21 protein-coding genes are annotated in these 23,764 nt (G+C 28.4%); 16 read left to right on the top strand and 5 right to left on the bottom strand.

Going from position 1 to position 23,764, the window contains the following annotated elements:
• Nucleotides 1-60 precede the first annotated feature (60 nt).
• Nucleotides 61-1,083, top strand: a complete 1,023-nt coding sequence (locus ACZ5RS_RS08120) for an NAD-dependent epimerase/dehydratase family protein (protein WP_464634285.1) — start codon at nt 61-63, stop codon at nt 1,081-1,083.
• 182 nt (nt 1,084-1,265) lie between these two features.
• Here the strand turns inward: ACZ5RS_RS08120 and ACZ5RS_RS08125 are convergent, their stop codons facing one another.
• Entirely contained in the window at nt 1,266-2,015 is a 750-nt protein-coding gene (locus ACZ5RS_RS08125) for a MerR family transcriptional regulator (RefSeq protein ID WP_464634287.1), read from the bottom strand.
• A gap of 39 nt (nt 2,016-2,054) precedes the next feature.
• Nucleotides 2,055-2,987, bottom strand: a complete 933-nt coding sequence (locus ACZ5RS_RS08130; RefSeq protein WP_464634289.1) for a DMT family transporter — start codon at nt 2,985-2,987, stop codon at nt 2,055-2,057.
• 267 nt (nt 2,988-3,254) lie between these two features.
• Between ACZ5RS_RS08130 and ACZ5RS_RS08135 the strand changes: the two genes are divergently transcribed.
• Both ACZ5RS_RS08135 and ACZ5RS_RS08140 read left to right on the top strand, forming a co-directional pair.
• A complete protein-coding gene (locus ACZ5RS_RS08135; RefSeq protein ID WP_464634291.1) occupies nt 3,255-4,580 on the top strand; it encodes an NCS2 family permease in 1,326 nt (441 codons plus the stop codon).
• A gap of 9 nt (nt 4,581-4,589) precedes the next feature.
• Entirely contained in the window at nt 4,590-6,368 is a 1,779-nt protein-coding gene (locus ACZ5RS_RS08140; protein ID WP_464634293.1) for an adenine deaminase, read from the top strand.
• Between the two features lie 139 nt (nt 6,369-6,507).
• Here ACZ5RS_RS08140 and ACZ5RS_RS08145 read toward each other — a convergent pair whose 3' ends face one another.
• Nucleotides 6,508-8,223, bottom strand: coding sequence for a GGDEF domain-containing protein (locus ACZ5RS_RS08145; protein WP_464634295.1), 1,716 nt, complete (start codon nt 8,221-8,223; stop codon nt 6,508-6,510).
• A 454-nt stretch (nt 8,224-8,677) separates the two neighbouring features.
• Between ACZ5RS_RS08145 and ACZ5RS_RS08150 the strand changes: the two genes are divergently transcribed.
• Both ACZ5RS_RS08150 and ACZ5RS_RS08155 read left to right on the top strand, forming a co-directional pair.
• Entirely contained in the window at nt 8,678-9,445 is a 768-nt protein-coding gene (locus ACZ5RS_RS08150) for an SDR family NAD(P)-dependent oxidoreductase (protein WP_464634297.1), read from the top strand.
• 218 nt (nt 9,446-9,663) lie between these two features.
• Complete coding sequence (locus tag ACZ5RS_RS08155; RefSeq protein WP_464634299.1) at nt 9,664-10,431, top strand: SDR family NAD(P)-dependent oxidoreductase; 768 nt, start codon at nt 9,664-9,666, stop codon at nt 10,429-10,431.
• Between the two features lie 64 nt (nt 10,432-10,495).
• Here ACZ5RS_RS08155 and ACZ5RS_RS08160 read toward each other — a convergent pair whose 3' ends face one another.
• Nucleotides 10,496-11,134, bottom strand: a complete 639-nt coding sequence (locus ACZ5RS_RS08160) for a GntR family transcriptional regulator (protein WP_464634301.1) — start codon at nt 11,132-11,134, stop codon at nt 10,496-10,498.
• A gap of 223 nt (nt 11,135-11,357) precedes the next feature.
• On the opposite strand from ACZ5RS_RS08160, the gene ACZ5RS_RS08165 reads away from it, so the two are divergent.
• The 5 genes from ACZ5RS_RS08165 to ACZ5RS_RS08185 are packed head-to-tail and all read left to right on the top strand — an operon-like array spanning nt 11,358 to nt 16,374.
• On the top strand, nt 11,358-12,254 hold the full coding sequence (locus ACZ5RS_RS08165; protein WP_464634302.1) for a transketolase: 897 nt from the start codon (nt 11,358-11,360) through the stop codon (nt 12,252-12,254).
• On the top strand, nt 12,245-13,171 hold the full coding sequence (locus ACZ5RS_RS08170; RefSeq protein WP_464634304.1) for a transketolase family protein: 927 nt from the start codon (nt 12,245-12,247) through the stop codon (nt 13,169-13,171). Before ACZ5RS_RS08165 ends, ACZ5RS_RS08170 begins: the two co-directional genes overlap by 10 nt.
• Before the next feature lie 11 nt (nt 13,172-13,182).
• Entirely contained in the window at nt 13,183-14,463 is a 1,281-nt protein-coding gene (locus ACZ5RS_RS08175; protein ID WP_464634306.1) for an iron-containing alcohol dehydrogenase, read from the top strand.
• A 52-nt stretch (nt 14,464-14,515) separates the two neighbouring features.
• Complete coding sequence (locus tag ACZ5RS_RS08180) at nt 14,516-15,337, top strand: TIM barrel protein (RefSeq protein WP_464634308.1); 822 nt, start codon at nt 14,516-14,518, stop codon at nt 15,335-15,337.
• Nucleotides 15,337-16,374, top strand: a complete 1,038-nt coding sequence (locus ACZ5RS_RS08185) for an AbrB family transcriptional regulator (RefSeq protein ID WP_464634310.1) — start codon at nt 15,337-15,339, stop codon at nt 16,372-16,374. The genes ACZ5RS_RS08180 and ACZ5RS_RS08185 overlap by 1 nt, the downstream gene beginning before the upstream one ends.
• Here the strand turns inward: ACZ5RS_RS08185 and ACZ5RS_RS08190 are convergent.
• On the bottom strand, nt 16,363-16,854 hold the full coding sequence (locus ACZ5RS_RS08190; RefSeq protein WP_464634312.1) for a hypothetical protein: 492 nt from the start codon (nt 16,852-16,854) through the stop codon (nt 16,363-16,365). The genes ACZ5RS_RS08185 and ACZ5RS_RS08190 overlap by 12 nt on opposite strands.
• Before the next feature lie 129 nt (nt 16,855-16,983).
• On the opposite strand from ACZ5RS_RS08190, the gene ACZ5RS_RS08195 reads away from it, so the two are divergent.
• The 6 genes from ACZ5RS_RS08195 to ACZ5RS_RS08220 all read left to right on the top strand — a co-directional run bounded on the left by ACZ5RS_RS08195 (nt 16,984) and on the right by ACZ5RS_RS08220 (nt 23,763).
• A complete protein-coding gene (locus ACZ5RS_RS08195; protein ID WP_464634314.1) occupies nt 16,984-18,864 on the top strand; it encodes a sigma 54-interacting transcriptional regulator in 1,881 nt (626 codons plus the stop codon).
• 185 nt (nt 18,865-19,049) lie between these two features.
• Nucleotides 19,050-20,060: a PdxA family dehydrogenase gene (locus ACZ5RS_RS08200; protein ID WP_464634316.1), complete on the top strand. Its 1,011-nt coding sequence runs from the start codon at nt 19,050-19,052 to the stop codon at nt 20,058-20,060.
• A 10-nt stretch (nt 20,061-20,070) separates the two neighbouring features.
• Nucleotides 20,071-20,526 (top strand): tripartite tricarboxylate transporter TctB family protein, encoded by a 456-nt coding sequence (locus ACZ5RS_RS08205; RefSeq protein WP_464634318.1) that lies wholly within the window; start codon nt 20,071-20,073, stop codon nt 20,524-20,526.
• Nucleotides 20,527-20,540: 14 nt separating this feature from the next.
• Nucleotides 20,541-22,052 (top strand): tripartite tricarboxylate transporter permease, encoded by a 1,512-nt coding sequence (locus ACZ5RS_RS08210; RefSeq protein WP_464634320.1) that lies wholly within the window; start codon nt 20,541-20,543, stop codon nt 22,050-22,052.
• A 12-nt stretch (nt 22,053-22,064) separates the two neighbouring features.
• The gene (locus tag ACZ5RS_RS08215; protein WP_464634322.1) at nt 22,065-23,051 is read left to right on the top strand and encodes a tripartite tricarboxylate transporter substrate binding protein; all 987 of its coding nucleotides are present in this window, start codon (nt 22,065-22,067) and stop codon (nt 23,049-23,051) included.
• A 52-nt stretch (nt 23,052-23,103) separates the two neighbouring features.
• A complete protein-coding gene (locus ACZ5RS_RS08220; protein WP_464634324.1) occupies nt 23,104-23,763 on the top strand; it encodes an aspartate/glutamate racemase family protein in 660 nt (219 codons plus the stop codon).
• Nucleotide 23,764: the final 1 nt, after the last annotated feature.

Here is a 23,764-nt window from a genome sequence, read left to right on the forward strand (position 1 = left end):
ATATTAGATGTTTTATAATTTATCCTTATAAAGGATTTAAAATATAAATAGGAGAATAAGATGAAAGTATTATTTATCGGTGGTACAGGTACTATTAGTACAGCAATTTCAAAGCAATTAATAAGTATGAAAACAGATTTGTATATTTTAAATAGAGGCTCTAGAAATGAAGAATTAGGTACTAAGGGTGTTACATATTTAACTTGTGATATAAATGACGAAAATTCGGTAAAGATGCTTATTAAAGATTTATCTTTTGATGTAATTGCTGATTTTATCGTTTTTGATAAATCTGCTTTAGAAAGAGATTATAGACTTTTTAAAGGAAAAACTAAGCAATATATTTTTATAAGTTCTGCTTCAGCTTATCAAAAACCTCCTACAGATTATAGAATCACTGAAGGAACACCTTTAGCAAATCCTTATTGGGAATATTCAAGAAAGAAAATTGAATGCGAAGATTATTTGATGAAATTATACAGAGAAGAAGGTTTCCCTGTTACAATTATTAGACCAAGTCATACATATAGTAATAGATCAATTCCTTTAGGTGTTCATGGTGATAATGGAAGTTGGCAAATAGCAAAAAGAATGTTAGAAGGTAAGAGAGTAATTATTCATGGAGATGGTACTTCTTTATGGACAATGACAAGTAATAAAGATTTTGCAAAAGCTTTTATTGGTTTATTAGGCAATATTCATTCCATTGGTCAAGCTGTTCAAATAACATCAGATGAAAGCTTAACTTGGAATCAAATTTATCAGGCAATAGCTAATGCTTTAGGTGTTGAATTAAAACCTTACCATGTCTCTTCAGCTTTTTTAGATGCGGTTGGTCCATATGATTTTTATGGTGGTCTTATAGGAGATAAAGCTAATAGTGTTATTTTTGATAATTCAAAATTAAAACAATTAGTTCCAGGCTTTACTGCTGAAATTAGATTTGATCAGGGAATAAAGGAATGTGTTGAAAATATTTTAGAACATCCAGAATTACAAAAAGAAGATTTAGAATTTGATAAGTGGTGTGATGATGTAATAGACGCATTGGAAAATGCAAAGAAAGCTATAAAAAATAATTAATATTATAAAGTTTAGGGTCCTTAAAAATAAGGACCCTTGCTTATTATAAAAAGTCTGTATTTAGAATAGATTTTAATTGCTTCGAATTAAATTAATCAAAAACCTAAAAAACTAGATTAAAATCAAAAAGAAATGAAATATTATCCTAGTATGAAAGGATTTTTGAATTATTCATGATTTTATTAATTTTCTAATTGGAATTCCATTTTTGTTATAAAATTCTCAATATTTGCACAGTTCATAACATCAACAATATCAAAAGTATAAACATTTTTTGTAAATTTTAAATTTGGATTTGCTTTCATTATTTTTTCTTGATGTTCATGTATGGTTGTATAAGGGCCTTTATGATATTCAATTAAATAATTTCCATTAGGTATTGTTAAAATAGGACCTTTTTCATCCCCTAAATCTTCACCTTTTTCTATTATAGCTCCAAACACTTTTTCACTTGGAAAATAGCAAACAACACAAGGATGGTAGTAGAGAAATTGGCTACCGTAAGCTGATTCTTCAACTCCAATCTTTAAAAAATATCTTTTTTTCCTATATAAAATTTTTGCTTCTTCTTTTTCTCTTAAGGCTAATTCATCATCAACATATTTTAATTTTCTGTGCAAGGCATTGTCTAATTCAATTATTTCTTTCCATTGTTTCATTATTTCATTAGATTTTTCTATTAGTTTTTCCCTAGCTTTTTGTGGCGTTAAATTTTTTTCTAGTGCTTTTATTTCCTCTAAACTAAATCCACATTTTTTTAAGTAAAGAATAGTTGATAGCTGTTGAACTTGTTTAAAAGAATAAGTTCTGATTCCTGTAACAGAATTTCTGTAAGAGGGTACAAGCAGGCCTACTTTATCGTAGTAATAAAGTGTTTGAATATTTATATTAAAAATATTTGCCAATTGTCCTATTGTAAGTTTTTCTAACATATAGCTATCCCTTATATTCTTATTTTTACTAATAATTTATTATTTTGCAAGTTTTTTATTCCTTAATGGATTTTCTCTTAGTTTAGCAATTGATAAATAAATTATTGAACTTAAAATTAGTAAGCACCCAATTATGCAATAAAAAGGCATTTTTTCAGCGAAAAAAATTGTACCGATTAGTACTGCTGTTAGAGGTTCAAAAGCTGTTAAGGCGCCTCCCATTGGTCCTCCAATATATTTTATTGCTTTAGCTAGAAAGAGTACTCCAATTGCTTGAGTAATACCAAGAGCAAATGCACCAATTAAAACACTAGAGGAAAGAGCTCCCCACATAATTGTAAAGGAATTAATTAATAAGCTTTTTGTAAAAATAATTATAAATAATAATATTGTTCCAAATAAAGAAATATAGAAAACAAAAGCTGTATTATCTAATTTCTCAAAAGTTTTATCATTTATCATATAAATATATAAACTAAAAACTATAGCAGAAAAAATCGCAAATATTATACCAATTGGATTTAGATTATTATTAGATGGATTAGAAACTAATAAAATTCCAAAAAAAGTTGCAATAATTGCTATAATTAATGATTTTGATAATTTATCTCTTTGTGTTAAAACAGAAATAATTGTAACTAAGCTGGGATAAATAAAATGAATAACTGTGGCTAGCCCTGAAGGAATTTTTGAATATGAGGCAAAAAGTAAAAAAATTGTTGAGTAAAATAAGCTAGAAGATAACAATAATTTTTTAAATTGTAGTTTTGTAATCTTTAATGAATTAATTTTATTTGTCATTTTTAAAATTAATAGATATATAGCAAAACATTGAATACTGCTAATTAATAGAGTAGGTAAAATTTCCATTCCTTCACTTCTTAAAAAGTAAACACAGCTAGGATGTGTTCCAAATAGGGTAGCAGCCAATATTGCTAAAATAATTCCTTTTATTTCTTTTTGTTTATTCAATTTTAAAATCTCTCCAAATTTTATAAAAAATTCCAATTAAAATTTTTATTAATATGAGCATATAGCCTATACCTAGTATAGGTACAAGATAAAAATGAAAAATTTTTTATTGCATTATATTTTTGCTAAAAAATAAAGAAAATGAATGATTATAATTATTAAAATTTATCTAATTTCTTTTGCTATAAAAAAATAAAAAAAATTTTAATTTGCTCTTGCCCCTATACTTACAATAGGTAATAGAATTCTAGACTAAGGAGAGAATATATGGATAAAAATACTAAAAAAAATCTTTTTGACTTAAAGGGTCATAAAACTAGTTACAGAACTGAAGTCATCGCTGGCTTAACAATGTTTTTAACAATGGTTTATGTATTATTCTTACAACCTATTGCGATAATTGGACCTAATGCTTCATTTGTCGATATCAATGGTGTTGAAATTACAAGCACTGCTATATTTGTATTAACCGCAGTAATTACCGGTATTTCTACAATTATTATGGGTTTGTATGCTAATTTCCCTTTTGCATTATCAACAGGGATGGGTATTAACTTCTTGTTAGGCGCAATGTTGCAATCAAATCAAATATCATTTGCAGCAATGATGACTGTTACTTTGATTTCAGGGGTTATATTTATTTTATTAACAGTATTAGGCTTAAGAAAGTATATTGTTGAATTGATTCCAAAAGATATTAAGATTGCAATTGGTGCAGCTATTGGGTTCTTTTTAGTATATTTAGGATTTTCTGATGCTGGTATTGCAAATTTTTCAACTGGAATGGCAATGGGAGATTTTACTTCACCAACAGTTTTATTAGCTCTTTTGGGTTTATTAATTATTGTCTTTTTTGAACATAAAAAGATAAAAGGTGGAATATTATATTCTGTAATTATTGTAACCTTATTAGGAATCCCTTTTGGTATAACTAATACAGCAATTTCATTCTCAGTACCAGATTTCTCATCAGTAAACAATTTATTATTCAAATTTAGTTTTTCTGAAATAATGAAACCAATGTTCTTCACATTGTTATTTGCAACTTTCTTCGGAGATTTCTTCTCAACTTTAGGTACAGTATTAGGCTTAGGTGGAAGACTTAACATGTTAGATGAAGATGGTAACTTACCAGGTATTGAAAAACCTTTCTTAGTCGATTCTTGTTTTACCGCAATCGGTGCTATGTTTGGTTGTACAGTAATTACTACATTTGTTGAATCTGCAGCAGGTGTTGAATCTGGTGGTAGAACAGGCTTTACATCAGTAGTCACTGGTATCTTATTCTTAATTGCTGTTATCTTAGCTCCAGTAGTTTCAATAATTCCAATTGCAGCTACAGCTCCTGTATTAATTTATATTGGTTATTTAATGATTTGTGACATTGTAAAGATTGATTTCTCAACATTTGAAACAGCTTTTGGACCATTTATTACTATAATATTTACAATTTTCTTTGCTGATTTCGCTGCTGGTATTGCTGGTGGTATTATTGCTCAAGTATTTATCAAGTTGATCTATGGTAAAGGAAAAGATACAAAAATTGGATTATATATTTTAGCTTTATTATTGATGCTATATTTTATTGTTTAGAGGCTATTAATGAAAAAATTGAACAAAGAAGAGAGAAAAACATTAATAGATTGTGCTATGGATAGAGTTGAAAGTGATTTAATCATTAGAAATGCAAGAATTTTTAATGTATTTACTAAAGAAATCTATCCTGGTGAAATCTATATAAAAAATGGATATATTGCATATATTGAAACAAGAGAAAACTTTTTTAATGAAGGGAAAGCTAAAGCTAATTATGATGCAAAAAATAAATTAATTGTACCAGGCTTTATTGATTCTCATATGCATATAGAAAGTAGTATGTTGACCCCTCAGAATTTTTCAACTTTAGCAATTGTTAGAGGAACTACAACAATTGTTACAGATCCACATGAGATTGGAAATGTAATGGGCATGGAAGGGGTAGATTATATGCTTGAAGCAGGTAAACACACCTATATGAACCAATTTGTTTTAGCTCCCTCTTGTGTACCTAGTGCACCTGGTTTAGAAAAATCAGGTGCCACCTTTGAAAGTGCTGAAATTGAAGAAATATTAAATAAAGAAAATGTTTTAGGCTTAGCTGAAGTAATGGATTATTTTGGAGTGATTAATAACCAAAAAAGAATGGTCGATATTATAGATGCTACAGAAAAAAAGAATGGTTTTATACAAGGTCATTTCTATGGAGAAAATCCAAGAGAACTTTCTGCATATTTATGCGGAGGCCCTCAAAGTAATCATGAATTTTTCTCTGGTGATAATGCACTTCAAGCAGTAAGAAATGGCATGATTGTAGATGCTAGAGATAGTTCTTTTGCCAAAAACATTAACTGTATTATAAACGGATTAAAAGGCGTTGATACCTTTGATAGATTAACACTATGTACCGATGATATTGAAGCCGAACAATTGATGAATGAAGGTCATTTGAATCAATGTATTAAAAGTGCAATAGATTCAGGATTATCTTTTGGAGATGCAATAAGATCTGCAACAATTATTGCTGCTAAACATTTTAAACTTAAATATTTAGGAGCTATCGCTCCAGGTTATATTGCAAACCTAAACTTTTTAATTGGAGATATAAATCAAGTTATTGTTGATGAAGTATTCTTTGAAGGAGAACTAGTCGCTAAAGATAATAAAATGACTAAAGTTTTTCCAAAATTTAGTAGTGAAGTTGAATCAAAAAATACTATTTTTATTGATAATTTTGATTATGATAATTTGAAGATAAAAGCTCCAATTGAAGAAGGGTATATAAAAACTAGAGTAATTGAATATGAAAGCTATGAAAGTTTATTCACCTTAGAAAAAATTGTAAAATTACCAGTTAAAAATGGATATTTATCGTTAGAAGGGACTCAAGAATTAAACTTTATTGCTGTTATTAACAGACACAAAGATAGTGATAATTATTTTGTTGGGGTAGTAGAAAAATTTCATCTAAAAGAAGGAGCTTTAGCAGGAACAGTAAGTCATGATTCTCATAATCTTACTGTAGTTTTTAATAATATAGCTGATGCTAAAGTCGCAATTGAAGAAATAAAGAAGTCTAAAGGTGGAATTGTATATTCAAATAAAGGACAAGTTACAAAAGTTGAACTTCCAATTGCAGGTTTAATTACTAATGAAGATCCTAAACAATTTGTTTCAAAGGTTAATACCATGAAACAAGTGCTTTTAAAGCAAGGTATAGTAAATGATAATCCTATAATGAGATTAGCTACTGCAGCACTTCCTGCAGCCCCTGTTTTAAAAATAACTGATTTGGGCTTAGTAAATGTTTTAACTCAAGAGTTTAAAGATTTGTTTATAAGTTAATGTTACTCTTTGTAGGTGATTGTTAAATTCAGAGATAATAATTTATAGAAAATTAATAAGATTTTGAGAAAAATTTACTTAATAATACATCATATTATTACAACTTTATTCGAATTGGATAAAGTTGTAATTTTAATATTTAAGTGTTTATTTCAGAGAATAATAATTCTTTAGAAATGGCTTTATCAAAGTTGTTTTTATAAATTAAATCTTTGAGAGCTTCTTTTTGTTTGTACATATTTATATCAGTTTTTTCTATTGCTTCTTTAAGATTTTCACCACTATCTTTTTTGTAATAATAAGAACCTATAGCCATTCCAAAATCACTTTTTGAAGGTACAAATTTTTTTTGAAGTTCCTTTATAAACTTATTGAATTCTTTTTCGGATAAAGTTCTAATAATTCCAACAAATTCATCACCACCAACTCTATATATATGACTATCTTGAGGAAGTGACTCTTTTAATTCTTTTGAAACTTTTTTTAATAATGCATCACCATATTTATGGCCATATTTGTCGTTAATAATTTTTAAACCATTAACATCTGCTAGTATTATTCCTAAATAATCAAAATAATTACTTTTTTCTCTTAAGAACTTTTCATAAGCATTCCTGTTTTCAACTAAAGTAATAACATCAATATATGCTAATTTTTTTAAAAGTTTTGCTTCATTGTTTTCTGAATTTTTCTCAACAATATTGCCTATACTTCTATAAATAAAAATTACAGCAGCAAAAGCCATTCCTAAATGTAGAAAAGATACGTGTTTTATACTTATTCCTAAAATAAGTAATATCTCTTCTGCAATTATAGAAATTAGAATGCTAGATAATGCAAATATACAAGAGAAGAGTGGTTTTTCACCTTTTTTATATATCTTTATTGAAATTATTCCTAATAATAGAGTGTATAGCAAAAGTAAAATTCCAATAAAAGATAAAAACTTAGTATAAGAAACATTAAAAAATGAGATAATTGTTATAGGGATATATAATGATAAAATAGTAATAGCAGAATGCTTTAATATTTTATAGTCCTTAATCTTTTTATAGTTTACAGACGTATAAAACCATAAACAGATAGGTAGAGAAACCATAGTGAAAAAACTTATTATCATTGGTAATGATGGATTAGTAATTCCGAGTAATTGTTTTGCTTTTGATTGAGTAAAAACCCAGAACCCTAAACAAATTAACAATAGAGATAAAGATTGAAGGTAAGGATTAACAAAAGATTTATTAAAGAATAAAATACTTCCCAAAAATACAAGTCCAAATGAAATTAAAACAATTCCAAAAAATATAGATTCATATTCACTTTCAAAAGCTTCTGTTATTAAAAAACCTTGAGTTCCAATCAATATTTTATTTATATTTTGTGAAAAAGGATTATCTGTAGGACAGAATATTTTTAATTTTATTTGCTTATTATCACTGTTGTTAGGAATTTTAATAAAATTATAATATCCTCCGCCATAATCGTTTACATTTTCTTGGTGAAAATTGTAGATTTCCTCTCCATCTATTTCCACTATTAGGCTAGATCCAGAAGTTCTAATTAAAAGATATGAATTATTAATTGATTTATCTGAAGGTAAAGTAGAAATCAATTCAATTTCTTTGTTTTTTATTGAGTCATCAAAAGCATAAGGAAGTGCAGAAGTAGTAATCATATTACCATCTTCATAAATATCAAAATTTAGGTTAAGCGTACTGCCTCTATCAGAGTTAAATATATTAGGTGCTTTTACATTTGCTACCATAATCATATTTATTACTAAACAAACAAAAGCCAATACAAGTAAAATAACAAATAAATAATTATTTAATTTTTTTCCTTTCTTTATCAACATAATAAGTATTCTAATCTTAGATATTGAAACTATCAAGAATAAAAAATATTTTGTATAAAAATTTTTCGTATTTCTTATTTGAAAAATTAAATGCAACCCCATCTAATATTTTTAAAATATAAATAGTTGCAGTAAATATTGCAAAAGATATAGTTGTAATTAGTATTACAAATAAAGTTTTTAGTTTTTTTATTTATTTAACACTTGTTATCTATTTTTATGAGGATTTTCAAAAAGATAATTTCTATTAATATATCTCAAACCCTATATTATAAGTACTAATTTGTCATGTTAAATAAACTTTTATTATATTAGATAAAAAAATATCTAATATTAATTGACATATGTTATTTATGTTTATATAGTAAATTTAACGATTTACATTATGAATAAAGTTTTAAAATAAAAATTATTTTATTAGGAAAACTATTCAAATAGATTTTAGGAGATTTTTATGGATAGATTAAAAGGTAAAGTTGCAATTGTAACTGGTGCTGGACAAGGTTTAGGCTTAGCCGTAGCTGAATTATTTGCTAAAGAGGGTGCTAAAGTTATTGGAACTGGCCATCATGTTGAAAAAGTAGATAAAGCATTTGCTTTATTGAAAGAAAATAATCTTGAAGTGACCGCAATGGAACAAGATGTTGCAAGTGAAGAAGATTGGAAAAAAGTAGTTGCTGCTACTGTAGAAAAATACGGAAGAATTGATATTCTTGTAAATAACGCTGCAATTATGACAATGAAAACACTAGATGAATGTAGTGTCGATAACTTTATTAATGTATTTAAAACCAATACTCTTGGAGCGTTTTTAGGAATTAAATATGTGTATAAAGAAATGGAAAAAAGTGGTTGTGGATCAATTGTAAATATTGATTCAATTGCAGGTTTAACATCAGGTTTTGCAGATGGCGGTGATATTGCCTACAGTGCATCAAAAGGTGGTACTCGTTCATTAACAAAAAATGCTGCTATATTTTTAAGTAGTAAGAAAATTAGAGTAAATTCAATTCATCCTGCAGGGATTTTAACAGATATGTTAAAAACTGTTTTTGAGAGAACTCCAGAATTATGGGAAGAAGTAAAAGTAAATTCTCCATTACCACCACATATTAGTGATCCTATGGATGTTGCTAATGGTGCACTATATTTAGCTAGTGAAGACTCAAGAACAGTAACAGGATCTGAATTAGTAATTGATTGTGGTTTTATGTCACATTAATTTTAATTAAGTATTTATTAAATTTTAGGAGCTTTTTATAGCTCCTTTATTTTGTTAAATTAGTATATTTTTCTTGCCTAATCCTACATTTTTTTTAATAAACGATAAAAAAATATCTAATAATAATTGACATGTTAAAACCCTGTTCATATAGTTGTAGTAATGATTTTTTTGGAAAAGCTTTATTGGCTATTTCTTTAAAATATTAGGAGAAGGTTATGAATAGATTAGAAGGTAAGGTAGCAATTGTAACTGGTGCTGGACAAGGCTTAGGTTTAGCAATTGCAGAATTATTTGCAAGTGAAGGTGCTAAAGTTATTGGAACTGGACACCATGTTGAAAAAGTCGAAAAAGCATTTGCTTTATTAAAAGAAAAAAATCTTGATGTTACAGCTATGCAACAAGATGTTTCAAGTGAAGAAGATTGGAAGCGTGTAATTGCTTCAACATTAGAAAAATATGGGAAGATTGATATTCTAGTAAATAATGCTGCAATTATGGCAATGAAATCTTTAGCTGATTGTAGTGTTGATGAATTCATGAATGTATTTAAAACAAATACACTTGGTGCATTCTTAGGTATTAAATATGCTTATACAGAAATGGAAAAAAATGGTAGTGGATCAATTGTTAATATTGATTCAATTGGTGGTTTAACATCAGGTGATGCTGATGGTGGTGATATTGCCTACAGTGCATCAAAAGGTGGTACACGTTCCTTAACTAAAAATGCTGCTATGTTCTTAAGTAGTAAGAAAATTAGAGTAAATTCGATTCATCCAGCAGGAATTTTAACAGATATGTTAAAAGCTGTTTTCAATAATACTCCTGCATTATGGGATAAGGTAAAAGTAAATTCTCCATTACCACCACATATTAGTGATCCAATGGATATTGCAAATGGTGCACTATATTTAGCTAGTGATGATGCAAGAACTGTTACTGGAACTGAATTAGTTATTGACTGTGGTTACATGGCTCATTAATTAATAAAAATACTTGATTATAAAAAAAGAGCCTTTAAGGGGCTCTTTTTTTACTTATAAAATATTAATTTATATGATTTGTTAAATCATGCATAATATGTGAACAAAGTAATACTTTTAATTCATCAAATTTGCGTTTTTTTAATAAGTCTATTATGTCATTATGCTGTGATATATATTTTGTTAAATCATCCATTGATGTGTCTTGTTCTAACCTTAATAATTGAACTTTTGCATCTAGGCGAGTATATAAATCAACTAGTGAATAATTGTTTGATATTTTAATCAAGGTAATATGGAATAAACTATCATTTTCAAATACTTTAGCTTTATTAGACATACTTAATGCAAACTGACATTCTGAAGCATATCTACATAAGTCTTCAAAATTTTCATTTAATGATTCTTCAGTTAAATTATCTATAGAAAATTGTTCTAAAGCTATTCTTAGTTTAGCAATATCTTGTGCTTCCTCTGGTGAGACTGAGTTAACTATAGCATGTGATCTAGGAATAATTTTTATAAGTCCATAATCAGCTAATTTCTTCAATGCATCTCTAATAGGAGTTCTTGAAACCCCATATAATTCTGCTAAATCTTCTTCTGATATTCGATCATTAGCTTTTAGTTTTCCATTTAAAATCTCATCTTTTACTTGTGAATATACTTGGTCTGCAAGACTTTGTTGTTTAATTTTAGCCATATTTTTTCCTTGTTTTCTAATTGTATACAATAAACTTAAAACTGTTTAAAGTCAATATCTAATATAATTAAAACATTTATAATAAGTATTAATTTCTTTATATATAAAGAATTAGCAAAATCTTTTTATTTTTGAATTTTTAATTTAAAAAAATAAAGTTGACAAAGAATGTGTACTGTGTTATGTATATTGTATATAGAATACAATTATTTGGGAGGCAAATATGTCTACAAAAGTAGAAACCTTATTAGAAAATCCTAATAAAAAAATGAATAGCGATGAATTAGCATTGCTTTCTGCTTTTTTTAGAAAAAATATGTGGGATGTTTTACATCAAAGAGGTACCGGACACTGGGGCGGTGCTGCTTCAAGTGCTGAATTAGTTACTTCATTATATTTTAATAGATTAAATATAGATCCAAAAAATCCTAAGGATGCAAAGAGAGATAGATTTATTTTATCAAAAGGTCATGCTTCAGTTAATTTATATACTGTTTTAGCAAATAGAGGTTACTTCCCAGTTGAAGATTTAAAAACTTTTAGAACTTTTGGTTCTTATCTTCAAGGCCATCCTTGTATGGGTAGTGTTCCAGGTGTTGATATGTCTACAGGTGCTTTAGGTCATGGACTTTCAGTTGGATTAGGAATGGCTTTAGCTTCAAATCTTTCAAATGAAAATTACTGTACTTATGTAATGACTGGAGAGGGTTGTTTAAATGAAGGCCAATCTTGGGAAGCTATTATGATGGCTGCAAAATATAAAGTAAAAAATCTTGTTTTATTAGTTGATTATAATAAAGTTCAACTTGATGGAACTATGGATGAAATTATGCCATTAGATAATTTAAAAGAAAAACTATCTTCATTTGGATGGAATGTTAATAGTGATAATTATGATGGAAATAATACTGAAGATATTCTTAGCTCCTATAAATGGCTTGATAGTGATGATATTTGGCCAAAAGCAGTTATCTATGACACTGTAAAAGGAAAAGGTGTTTCTTTTACTGAAGGTAAGAATACTTGGCATGGAAAAGTTATAGATGATGAATCTTATGCAAAGGGTATTGTTGAATTGGAAGAAGATATTTTGAAAAAAGGAGAAAAATTATGGGCCTAGCTATGAGAGAAGCTTGGGGTAAAGCCTTAGCAAAGATGGGGAAAACTCATCCAGAATTAGTTGTTTTAGATGCTGATGTATCAAGTTCAACAAAAAGTGCATTTTTTCAAAAAGAATTTCCAGATAGATTTTTCAATTGTGGTGTAGCTGAAGCAAATATGGTAGGAACAGCAGCAGGATTAGCTACCGCAGGATATAGACCAGTAGTAAATGCTTTTGCAATATTTTTAGCATTAAAAGGCACTGATCAAATTAGAAATGCTATTGCATATAATAATTTACCAGTAATTATTGCTGGTGCTTATGGGGGCCTATCAGATTCATATGATGGAGCATCTCACCAATCAATAACTGATATTGCAATTATGAGAGCAATTCCAAATTTACAAGTAATTGTTCCCTCCGATAGTAACCAAGCTGAACAAGCTTTAGAGTATGCTTTAAAACAAGATGGTCCTGTTTATGTAAGACTAAATAGAAACCCAATGCCAGATTTTGACAAGTCAGATGATTTTGATAAGGCTAAAGCTATAAAAATCTCTGAAGGAAAAGATTTGACTATTCTTTGTAATGGAATTACAACCTCATTTGCTGTTGATGCTTGTGATGAATTAAAAGCAAAAGGTTATAGTGTTGAATTAATAAATTCTCCGTTTGTAAAACCTTTGGATGAAGACACTATTCTTCAAAGTATTAAGAAAACCAAAAAGGTAATTACAGTCGAAGAACATAATATTATTGGTGGCTTTTCTAGTGCTGTAAGTGAAGCATTAGTAAAGCATAATATTCCATGTGAATTTAAAGCGATTGGTATTGAAGATACCTTTACACAAACTGGCGATTATATGGAATTACTATCTTATTATGGAATTAGTAAAGAAAATATTGTTGAACAATCAATGAAAATTTTAAAATAGGAGATATTTTTATGGATATTAAAGAAAAAGCTTATAGTTTATTAAAAGAATGGAAAGGTGATAATTACGTTTTTGGTAGAGGCGTATTAGATCAAGTTGGTGCTGAAGTAAAAAAATATGGTGAAACAACTTTAGTCGTAAGTAACTTAACTTATATGAAACCTGTTGCTGATCAAGTAATTGAATATATAAAAGAAGCTGGAGTAAAAATTGCTGGGGATACAGTAGCTCCTGATGCAAAACCTAATGCACCAAGAGAAGATGTATATAGATTAGTTACTTATATACTACAATATAAACCAGATAGCATTGTTGCAATCGGTGGTGGTTCTACAATTGATGCATGTAAGTGTGCTAGTGCTTTAGCAACTTTGGGAAAAGAAGTAACACCAGAAGTAGATCATTATTTTGGTACTAATGTTGTAACTCAAGAATTAAAGAATACTGGTAAAACCCTTATTCCTGTTATTGCTGTTGAAACTTCTGCCTCTTCCGGTGCACATTTAACAAAATATTCAAATATTACTGATCCTGTTGTTGGTCAAAAGAAATTAATAGTTGATGAATCTATTATTCCTTCTACAAGTATATTTGACTACGATGTTACTGCAACTATGCCTGTTAAAGTAACAATTGATGGTGCTTTAGATGCTATTGCACATACCTTTGAAGTATTTTGTGGTGAATCAGGAGATAAATATAATCTCAAAAAAGATTTAGCAATTACTGCTATAAGTCTTTGTTGTGAAAATGCTAAAAAACTAGTTTCAAATCCTAAGGATTTAGAAGCAAGAGAAGCAATTGGTTTAGCTACAGATTTAGGTGGTTATGCAATTATGGTGGGTGGAACCAGTGGTGCTCACTTAACAAGCTTTTCTTTAGTTGATTTAGTCGGACATGGTACTGCTTGTGGTATTATGAATCCTTATTATGCAGTTTTATATTCAAAAGCTATTCAAAGACAATTAAAAGATGTTGGTGAAGTTTTTGCTAAATATGGTTATGCCGATAAATCAATTGTTGATTTAAAAGATAGAGATTTAGCAATTGCAGTTGCAAAAGCAATGATTGAATATGGTAAAAGTATTAATGCTCCAACTTCTTTAAATGAATTGAAAGGTTTTGGAGAAAAGCATATTCAAAGAGCATTAAATGCTGCTAAAGACCCTCAATTAAAAATGAAATTACAAAATATGCCAGTTCCAATGACTGAAAAAGATGTTGATGAATTTATGGAACCAGTACTAAGAGGTGCTGCTTCAGGAAATTTAGAATTAGTTAAAGAAATGTAAAGTTAGTTTATTCTCTCCTAAAGTAATTTTAGGAGAGATCTTTGGAGGGAATATGAAATTAGCAGTAGCGATTGCTGCAGAAAATGCAAGCAGTGATGCTTTTGTAGTTTTTAGAGGCATTGAAAAATCAATTATTAAAGCAGCTGAATTGGGATATAATGGGGTTGAATTAGCCCTAAAAAATCCTAAAGAGATTTCTAAATCAAATTTAAAAAAGTTACTTTCTTCAAATAATATTGAAGTTTCTGCTATATCAAGTGGCCAAGTTTGGGCAGCTAGAAAATTATGCTTTACAGAAGAAGATAAAGATAAACGTTTAGAACTAAAAGAAACTTTTTGCCAATTTATTGATTTAGCGAGTGATTTTGGACAATTAGTAAATATTGGCAGATCTAGAGGTAGCTTAGGAAATAATAATCCAGAGCAAGCAAAACAGAGATTTTTAGATATGGCTGGAGAGTTAAGTGACTATGCACAAAAGAGAGGCGTTAAATTAATTTTAGAGCCAGTAAATCGTTATGAAATTGATTTTGTAAATAATTTAGACCAATGTGTTGAAATCGTAAAATTAGTAAATAAAGATAATTTTACAATGATGCCTGATGTTTTTCATATGAATATTGAAGATGCAAAAATTGGAGAGTCCTTAATTAAGCATTCTAAATATGTAGAATATATACATTTTGCTTCATCACAAAGAATTGCAATAGGTGAAGGGCATTTAGATTGGAATGAAATTTTTGAAGCTTTAAATACTATTGGTTATAAGGGGTGGACAACTGTTGAGATTTTACCTTATCCAACTCCTGAAATTGCAGCAAAAAAATCAGTTGAGTTCTTAATGAATAATTTTGGACAGTACTATAGCAAATAATGATTTATTTTTTAATAAGTATAATAATCTCTCTATCATCAGCAATGATAGCAAAAAAACTAAAATTTCCTGCCTATTTATTAGTAGGTGGGATTTTAGGTGTTTCAATATTTAATGTTTTAACAAATAAAGCGTATTCACCTGGTTTTAATAAATTTTTTCTACAAGTGGTTAGTGGTTCATATATTGGAACTACAATAAATAAGAAAGAGTTAAAGAATTTTAAATATATTTTATTTCCTTCAATAATAATGGTTGTGGGTATGTCTATTGTTAATATATTTATGGGTGGTTTAATTCATGTATTAACAAAAAAAGATTTATTAACTTTATTATTATCAACGATTCCAGGAGGAGTTACAGAAACAGTATTAGTTGCTCAATCGATGAATGCTGATATATCTATAGTTACTGTAATGCAGTTATTTAGATCAGTTGTTTCAATAATAATTTTCCCAATTGTTATTAACATGTTGATAAAAAATAATAAGGAAATAAAAGAGAAACCAGTAATCAAAAAAGATGAAGAAAATACATCAAATAAAAATTTAATTTTAACTTTATTTATTGGATGTATTGGTGGATTGTTTTCGTATTTGTTACCATTTGTTCCAGCAGCACAAATGGTTTTTTCCTTACTTTTTGTTTCAATTTTTAACTTGATTACAAATAAAGCTACAGTAAATATTAATTTCAAAAAAATGGCTCAAATTGCAACAGGAGTATTTGTGGGCTCAAAAATGACTTTAGAAACAATAATTTCATTAAAGACAATTTTTTTGCCCGTGTTATTAATGCTTTTAGGATATTTGATATTTCATATATTACTAGCTTTATTTATTTCTAAAATTTCAAAAATTGATAAAGCTGTTATGCTGTTTTCTTGTATACCAGCAGGAGCAAGTGACATTGCCCTAATCGCTTCATCTTTTAATTGTGATAATCCCTATATATCAATATTTCAAATTATTAGATTGATATCATGTATTTTAATATATCCATATGTTGATTTGTTTATTGCACATTTATTTGTTTAATAATTCTTCAATTGAAGAATAGGTAGAATTACAGTTATCAATAATGAATTTAGCTAATATAGAATTTAATTTTCTCTTTTTCGTTCCAAATTTATAAATATAAACATTGTCATTTGTTTGTATAAGTATTTCTGCTTTAATTAAATTCTTTTTATCCTGTTCAATAATTTTATCAATTTTTTTGATTTCTTTAAAATCAATTTGATTTATAGCTTTTTCCTCAATAAAAATTATTTTTGATAGCTGATTGCTAATTAATACTATAAAACCTTTATTATCATCTGAAACAATCAAGTTTTTATAAAGAGGTGTTATATTATTTTTTTTGATATATTTTGAGTATTTATTTTCAAGCTTTAATTGTAATTCTTGATAGTATTTATTGTTTTTGTTTTTTATTCGTCTTCCATAAAAGAAGTAATAAAAATTAATTATAGAAATAATTATTAAAATTATAAGCAATATGTATTCAAATTTCATGAGTGCAATATAGCCCATTTTGCATATTATGTAAATGAATATCATTATATATACAAAAGTATAATGTAATTGTAATAAAAATGTTAATTTCTATTTTAGTTAAATTTAAATTGAGGTATAGTCGTAATTATGACAAGTATATTATTTATAGTTCCTTATGACGAATTGTTTCCACTATTTTATAGTGAAGTTAATAAAATCAAGATTGATAATAATATATCTGTAGATTTTAAACACATTTATGGTACAGATACAGATACTCTATTATCAATTAAAGCAGATGTAATTGTTAGCAGAGGTATAACAGCTCTAGCTGCAGAAAAATACCATCCAAATAGTTTGGTAATCCCAATCCCCATGAGTCCAAATGATTTTTCGGAAGCGATATATAATGCCTGTGAAAAATCTGAAGGGAAAATTGGCTTATTAGCTGGTTCTAAAACTTTATGTAATCCAAAACATATAAGCAGAATGGTTAATAGAGAAATAGAAATGTATGTTGCCAATACTCAAGAAGAAGTAAGACAAGGTATTTATTCTTTGATGGAAAAGGGGTGTGATGTTTTTGTCGGTGGTTTAACTATGTGCAGAATTTGTGAAGATTTTGGATATCCTTATTTTCATATCACTTCTGGTGAAGATGCTATACATGGAGTTATTACTCATGCAATATCTGCAGCAAAGTCTATTGAACAGGCAAAAGTTCGAGTAGGTCTATTATCTAGCTTATTAAGTAATAATAAAGATATTATTGTAGCTGTAAATTCTAAAGGGAAGGTAATTGTTTCAAATGATAAAGCAGATGACTTTTTCAAAACAAAATTAGAAAATATGTCTTTCGAACAGATTTGTAACATTAAAGAAATTTTTAGATCTATATCTACAGGGATAAAAGCTGAATTTGTCAGAGAATATAATAATCAATTATTTTTTATTTCAGTTTCTCCTATGATAAAAAGTGAAAATAAAATAGGATTTATTATTCGCTTTCATAAAGTAGAAGACATTTTAAATGAAGAGAGCAAAGTAAGAAAAGAATTAACACGGAAAGGTTTAGTTTCAAAATATACTTTTAAAGAATTTTTAACCCAAGATAAACTAATGATTCTAACTTTAAATAAAGCTAAAAGATATAGTCTTGTTGATGGCTCTATATTATTGATTGGTGAAACCGGTACAGGTAAAGAATTAATTGCTCAATCAATTCATAATGCATCCCCTAGAAAATATAAACCTTTTGTAGCTGTTAACTGTGCTACTTTAACAGAACAATTATTAGACAGTGAATTATTCGGATATGAAAAAGGTTCTTTTACTGGTGCAAAAAAGGAAGGTAAAATTGGTTTGTTTGAATTAGCACATAAGGGAACAATTTTTTTAGATGAAATTGGTGAAATACCTATAGCCTTACAGGCAAAATTGTTAAGAGTATTACAAGAAAAGGAAATTAGAAGAATAGGTGGTGATCAAGTAATTCCTGTAGATGTTAGAGTAATTAGTGCAACTAACATAAATATCTATAATAAAGTAAAAGATGGACGTTTTAGATTAGACCTTTTTTATCGACTAAGTCTTTTTAATATAAAGACTATTCCTTTAAAAAATAGAATTGCCGATATCGAGTTAATTTTTAAAAATATGTATGAGCTTTCGTGTAAAAAATATGGGAAAACTCCATCTGAACTAAGTTCTGAAGCTATAAGATTACTAGAATCTTATCAATGGCCTGGTAATGTTAGAGAATTGAAAAATAGTGCAGAAAGATTAGCTTTATTAAATAATTCAAAAATAATAAATAAAGATGAGATAGAAATGTTTGAAATTATTGAACCTATGTTTTTACAAGAAGAAGTTGATGAAAACTATTATAAAAACTTATCTAATAAAGAATTATATAAGGAATATAAAAAGAGCAACAAAAGTAAAAGTGACTTTGCTAAATCTATTGGTTTAAGTAGATCTACTTTATGGAGAAGACTTTCTGAGTTTGAAACACCTAATGTTCAATAGTTGTTTCATGATGTTTCAATGAGACATGGTAAAAAAGTTAATTTGCTGATTAAATATATTGTATTGTGTTATTTTAAAATATATTTTCTTGTATTGTAATAAATTATTTTTATTTTAAATTTATATGCTTTTTTTGGCATATAAATTGCAATAAATAATGCGTCTATAATATAAGGAGATTGATTGTGAAATATAAACCTGTTCTAGGTGTTCTTATGGGTGATGCAGCAGGCGTTGGCTCAGAAATAATAGCAAAATTATTAGTAAAAGATTTCTTTAATGAATATTGTAAAGCAATAATCATTGGCGATGAAAGAATTTTAAATAGAGCTTTTGAACTATTAGGTGAAAAAAGTAGAGTTTTTAGTATATCTAATGTTAGTGAAGCAAATTGGGAAAATGGAATGTATCCAATTTTAGATCAAAAGAATATTGCTCCAGAAGATGCTCCTTTTGGGAATTTATCAGTAAAATCAGGCAAAGCTTGTATTGATATGCTTGAATATGCAACTGATTTATATAAGCAAAATAAAATTGAAGGATTTTGTTTTGCCCCATTAAATAAAGCCAGTTTAAAAGATGCTGGTTGTAAATTTGAAAGTGAACATCATTTATTAGCTGATTTGTTTAATCATACTGGTCCGTTTGGTGAAATTAATGTTCTTGGGAATTTGTGGACAACTCGTACTACTAGTCATATTCCAATTAGAGAAGTTAGTAATAATTTATCAATAGAAAATATTTTAAGAGCTATTAGACTTTGTGATACTTCTTTAAAAAATAGTGGTATTGAACAACCAAGATTAGCATTATGTGCTTTAAATCCACACTGTGGAGAAAATGGTAGATGTGGTGATGAAGAAATTACTGTTATTAAACCAGCTATTAATAAAGCTAATTCTATGAATATTAATGTTACAGGACCTTATCCTTCAGATATTACTTTTATAAAAGCTTTTAATGGCGACTTTGATGGTGTTATAACAATGTATCACGACCAAGGGCAAATTGCTTTAAAGCTAAAAGGCTTTGATCAAGGAATTACCATTGCTGGTGGATTACCTGCTCCAATTGCAACCTGTGCTCATGGTACTGCGTATGATATTGCTGGAAAAGGAATTGTAAAAACTAGTGCATTCGAAAATGCTGTAAAAATGGTAAGTAAAATGGCAACACATTTAAATAATAAACAATAAGGGGTATTGGATGTTGAAGGGGAAAATTGGTACAAAAACTATTTTACCATTAGGAACAGCAATTGTTGGTTTAGTTTTTGCTTTAGTAGGCTTTTTTAAATATGGATTTTGGGATGAAAATATTGGAACTCTACCAGGATTCTTTCCTGCTATAGTTGGCATTTTATTATTTGTAATAAGTATTTTAGCTTTATTGCAGTCTTTCAAAGATGAAAAAAATTCATCAAGAAAAGAAAATTGGTATCCTGTTCTTGCTGTAGTTTTAATTATTGCTGGAAATTTTATTTTTGGAATGTATATTAGCATATTTGCTTTTCTAATTTATTGGGTAAGATTCTACGAAAAAAGTAGTTGGAAAGTAACAATTATAATTACAGCAATTATGTTTGTTATTGTTGTTGGAGCTTTTGGAACTTGGTTAAATATTAACTTCCCAAAAGGCTTACTTTATAACTTGATATTTTAGAAAAGGAGAATAAAATGCAAAATTTACAATTATTATTAACAGGTTTTGTTACAGTATTCTCTGTTCAGAACGTATTAGTTACTATGTTAGGGGCTGTTTTAGGACTTTTAGTTGGTGCAATGCCTGGCATTGGTTCATTAGCCGGTGTTGCTTTGTTATTGCCTTTAACATATAAATTCAATCCAACTACAGCAATTATTATGCTTGGCGCATTATATTATTCAAATATGTATGGGGGGTCTTTCAGTGCAATATTATTAAATATTCCTGGTGATAGCCCAGCAGTAATGACTGCTATTGATGGTTATCCTATGGCTACTAAAAAGAAAAAGCCAGGACAAGCATTATATACATCAAATATTTCATCTTTTACAGGCGGCCTTATTGGTATTTGTATTTTAACATTTATGGGTCCTGCATTAGCTGAATTAGGTTTGAAATTTGGTCCAGCTGAAATGACAGCCTTATTGTTAGTTGCTATGACTAGTATTGGTTGGTTAGTTGGAAACAATCCAACAAAAGGTGTTGTTTTAACAGCTGTTGGTATATTGATAGCTACTATGGGCATGGATACTCTAACAGGATCTCCTCGTTTTGAGTTTGGATCAATGTATTTGTTAGGTGGAGTTCCATTTATTCCATTTGTTATAGGTACGGTTGGGTTTGCTCAAGTAATGAAATTAGTTGATGAAAAAGACAAGAAAAATGAAAATAGCTTTGAAGATAAATTAACTATTAAGGGATCTATGATTTCCTTACATGACTTGAGAAGGTTATTACCTGCTGCAATTAGATCTGGCTTCTTAGGTACTTTTGTTGGGGTTTTGCCAGGAGCTGGTGCAACAACTGGTGCTTTCTTAGGTTATGCTACCCAAAAAGCCTTTAAAAGTGAAGAACCACTGGGTACTGGTGCAATTGAAGGTATAGCTGCTTGTGAATCAGCAAATAACGCAGCAGCCGCAGGATCCTTTGCTCCACTCTTAGCATTAGGAATTCCTGGTTCTGGTACAGGAGCAGTTCTTCTTGGTGGATTAATGATGTGGGGGTTAAACCCAGGTCCATTACTTTTTACAAATCAACCAGAATTTTGTTGGGCTTTAATTGCATCATTATTTTTAGCAAATTTAATTACATTATTTATTGCATTAGGAATTATTCCTTTCTTAGTAAGAATATTAACAGTTCCAATTAAGTATATGATTCCAGCAATTACAATAGTTTGTATTGTAGGTTCATACAGTTCAACTAATTCTCTTTATGGTGTAGTTGTAATGTTACTCTCAGGGATTATGGGATTTTTATTTGAAAAAAATGGATATTCTACTGCCCCAATGTTGTTATCATTTGTTCTTGCCCCATTACTAGAGTCCAATATGAGAAAAGCTTTTATTATTGGTCATGGAAGTCTAAATGTTTTTGTATCTAGTCCAATTTCACTAGTACTTATAATCATTTTATTATTAATCGTTGCAACACCTATTATAAGAGGTCTTCTTACAATAGTTAAAAATAAAAAAACAAATTAAAAGGAGTTTATGATGAAGAAACTTATTTTAGCTACAGTTTTAGCTACAACAATGATTTTCTCTGTTTTTGCAAATGGAGAAGGTGAAACACAAAATGCAGATGGTCCTTTTGTTCCAGAGCAATCTATCGAATGGTATTGTACATCATCACCTGGAGGGGGTAGTGATATTTTTACAAGAACTATTGTAGATATTATTAATGAAGAAAATTTGGCTAATGGTCAGAATATTGTAATTCAATATAAAACTGATGGTGCTGGTGAAATTGGTCGTAATTTAGTATCAAATATTAAAGGTGAAAAAGCTGATTATACATTATTAACATTTAATAGTGGTGATTTAATGCCAATGGTAAAAAATACAAATAATAGATTTGAAGATTTTCAACCTATTTCACATATGGCAGTAGATAAACATTTAATTTTTATTGGTGAAAATTCAAAATATAGTTCATTCCAAGAAGTTATTGATGCATTAAAATCAGGTGAACAAATTGTTCTTGGTGGATCTAAGGGTGATGATATTGCTTGTTATGAAGCTTTAATTGAAGAATTAGGTGTAAATGAAACTCAATTATCTTTTATCACTCATGATGGTTCTGGTGCTGCTATAACAGACATGTTAGGTGGACATATTGATTTATTAATTTCTAAACCTGCTGCAGCTTCACAATATGTTGAAGCCGGAAGATTAACTCCAATTTTAGCTTTATCAACAAGTCGTTTCCCAGGAAATTTAGGTGCAGCTCCTACTTTATCAGAACTAGGTTATAATAATGTTGAATCACCAAACTGGAGATCAGTTGTAGCTCCTCAAGCAATGAGTGAAAAAGCGGTACAATTCTGGTCAGATGTATTAGAACAAGTTTCAAAATCAGATAAATGGATTAATGAATATATAAATGTTAAGAAATTAGTTCCAGATTATATGGATACAAATGAATTCCGTGAATATGGTACAACTTTCCAAGCAAATTATTTAAAAACACTTGGAAAATAATTAATGAATAATTGGGGTAGCCTTGTTACCCCAATTTATTTTAGGAGTTTTTATGAAAAGTATTGCATTAATTCATACTGTAAAACCAATTCTAAATAGTTTTTCTAAAACTTTAAAAGAAAGATGTGATGAAGAGTTAGAAATTTTTGAAATATATGATGATTATCTAGCAAGTAATCCGAATGAAATTGGTTATTTTAGTAAAGACAATAAAAAAAGATTATATAATGATATTGAAAATTGTTGTTTAGCAGGTGTTTCTATTATAGTTACGACTTGTTCAACTCTTACTCCAATAATTGAAGAATTAAGACCTTTCTTTAATGTACCAATTGTTGCAATAGATGATGAAATGGGCAAAATAGCAGTAAGTAAGGGCACGAAGATTAGAGTATTAGCTACTGCTGAGAGTACAATAGCTCCAACAGTTAGTAAATTAAATAAAGAAGCAAAAAAAATAAATAAAAAAATTGAAATTGTTTCAAGTTTCGACAATGATGCTTATGAAGCAATGAAAAGTGGCCTTTTGAAAGAACATGATGAGAAATTATTAAAGGTCATTTCAGAAATAAAAGATTTTGATGTAATTGTCTTAGCTCAAGCATCGATGGCTCATTTAGCAAAAGAATCAAAAAAATATACAAATATAGATGTTATTGGATCTATAGATACATGTCAGCAAAAAGTTTTAGATTTGATTAAAGGCTTGTAAA

It is taken from the genome of Pleomorphochaeta caudata, assembly GCF_055395745.1.

Excerpts from the sequence above, each read along its gene's own strand:
- ACZ5RS_RS08180 (WP_464634308.1), top strand. The coding sequence starts at position 14,516 with ATGAAATTAGCAGTAGCGATTGCTGCAGAAAATGCAAGCAGTGATGCT.
- ACZ5RS_RS08210 (WP_464634320.1), top strand. The coding sequence starts at position 20,541 with ATGCAAAATTTACAATTATTATTAACAGGTTTTGTTACAGTATTCTCT.
- ACZ5RS_RS08120 (WP_464634285.1), top strand. The coding sequence starts at position 61 with ATGAAAGTATTATTTATCGGTGGTACAGGTACTATTAGTACAGCAATT.
- ACZ5RS_RS08150 (WP_464634297.1), top strand. The coding sequence starts at position 8,678 with ATGGATAGATTAAAAGGTAAAGTTGCAATTGTAACTGGTGCTGGACAA.
- ACZ5RS_RS08220 (WP_464634324.1), top strand. The coding sequence starts at position 23,104 with ATGAAAAGTATTGCATTAATTCATACTGTAAAACCAATTCTAAATAGT.
- ACZ5RS_RS08165 (WP_464634302.1), top strand. The coding sequence starts at position 11,358 with ATGTCTACAAAAGTAGAAACCTTATTAGAAAATCCTAATAAAAAAATG.
- ACZ5RS_RS08170 (WP_464634304.1), top strand. The coding sequence starts at position 12,245 with ATGGGCCTAGCTATGAGAGAAGCTTGGGGTAAAGCCTTAGCAAAGATG.
- ACZ5RS_RS08160 (WP_464634301.1), bottom strand. The coding sequence starts at position 11,134 with ATGGCTAAAATTAAACAACAAAGTCTTGCAGACCAAGTATATTCACAA.
- ACZ5RS_RS08145 (WP_464634295.1), bottom strand. The coding sequence starts at position 8,223 with ATGTTGATAAAGAAAGGAAAAAAATTAAATAATTATTTATTTGTTATT.
- ACZ5RS_RS08190 (WP_464634312.1), bottom strand. The coding sequence starts at position 16,854 with ATGAAATTTGAATACATATTGCTTATAATTTTAATAATTATTTCTATA.
- ACZ5RS_RS08175 (WP_464634306.1), top strand. The coding sequence starts at position 13,183 with ATGGATATTAAAGAAAAAGCTTATAGTTTATTAAAAGAATGGAAAGGT.
- ACZ5RS_RS08215 (WP_464634322.1), top strand. The coding sequence starts at position 22,065 with ATGAAGAAACTTATTTTAGCTACAGTTTTAGCTACAACAATGATTTTC.
- ACZ5RS_RS08155 (WP_464634299.1), top strand. The coding sequence starts at position 9,664 with ATGAATAGATTAGAAGGTAAGGTAGCAATTGTAACTGGTGCTGGACAA.
- ACZ5RS_RS08195 (WP_464634314.1), top strand. The coding sequence starts at position 16,984 with ATGACAAGTATATTATTTATAGTTCCTTATGACGAATTGTTTCCACTA.
- ACZ5RS_RS08140 (WP_464634293.1), top strand. The coding sequence starts at position 4,590 with ATGAAAAAATTGAACAAAGAAGAGAGAAAAACATTAATAGATTGTGCT.
- ACZ5RS_RS08205 (WP_464634318.1), top strand. The coding sequence starts at position 20,071 with ATGTTGAAGGGGAAAATTGGTACAAAAACTATTTTACCATTAGGAACA.
- ACZ5RS_RS08185 (WP_464634310.1), top strand. The coding sequence starts at position 15,337 with ATGATTTATTTTTTAATAAGTATAATAATCTCTCTATCATCAGCAATG.
- ACZ5RS_RS08125 (WP_464634287.1), bottom strand. The coding sequence starts at position 2,015 with ATGTTAGAAAAACTTACAATAGGACAATTGGCAAATATTTTTAATATA.
- ACZ5RS_RS08135 (WP_464634291.1), top strand. The coding sequence starts at position 3,255 with ATGGATAAAAATACTAAAAAAAATCTTTTTGACTTAAAGGGTCATAAA.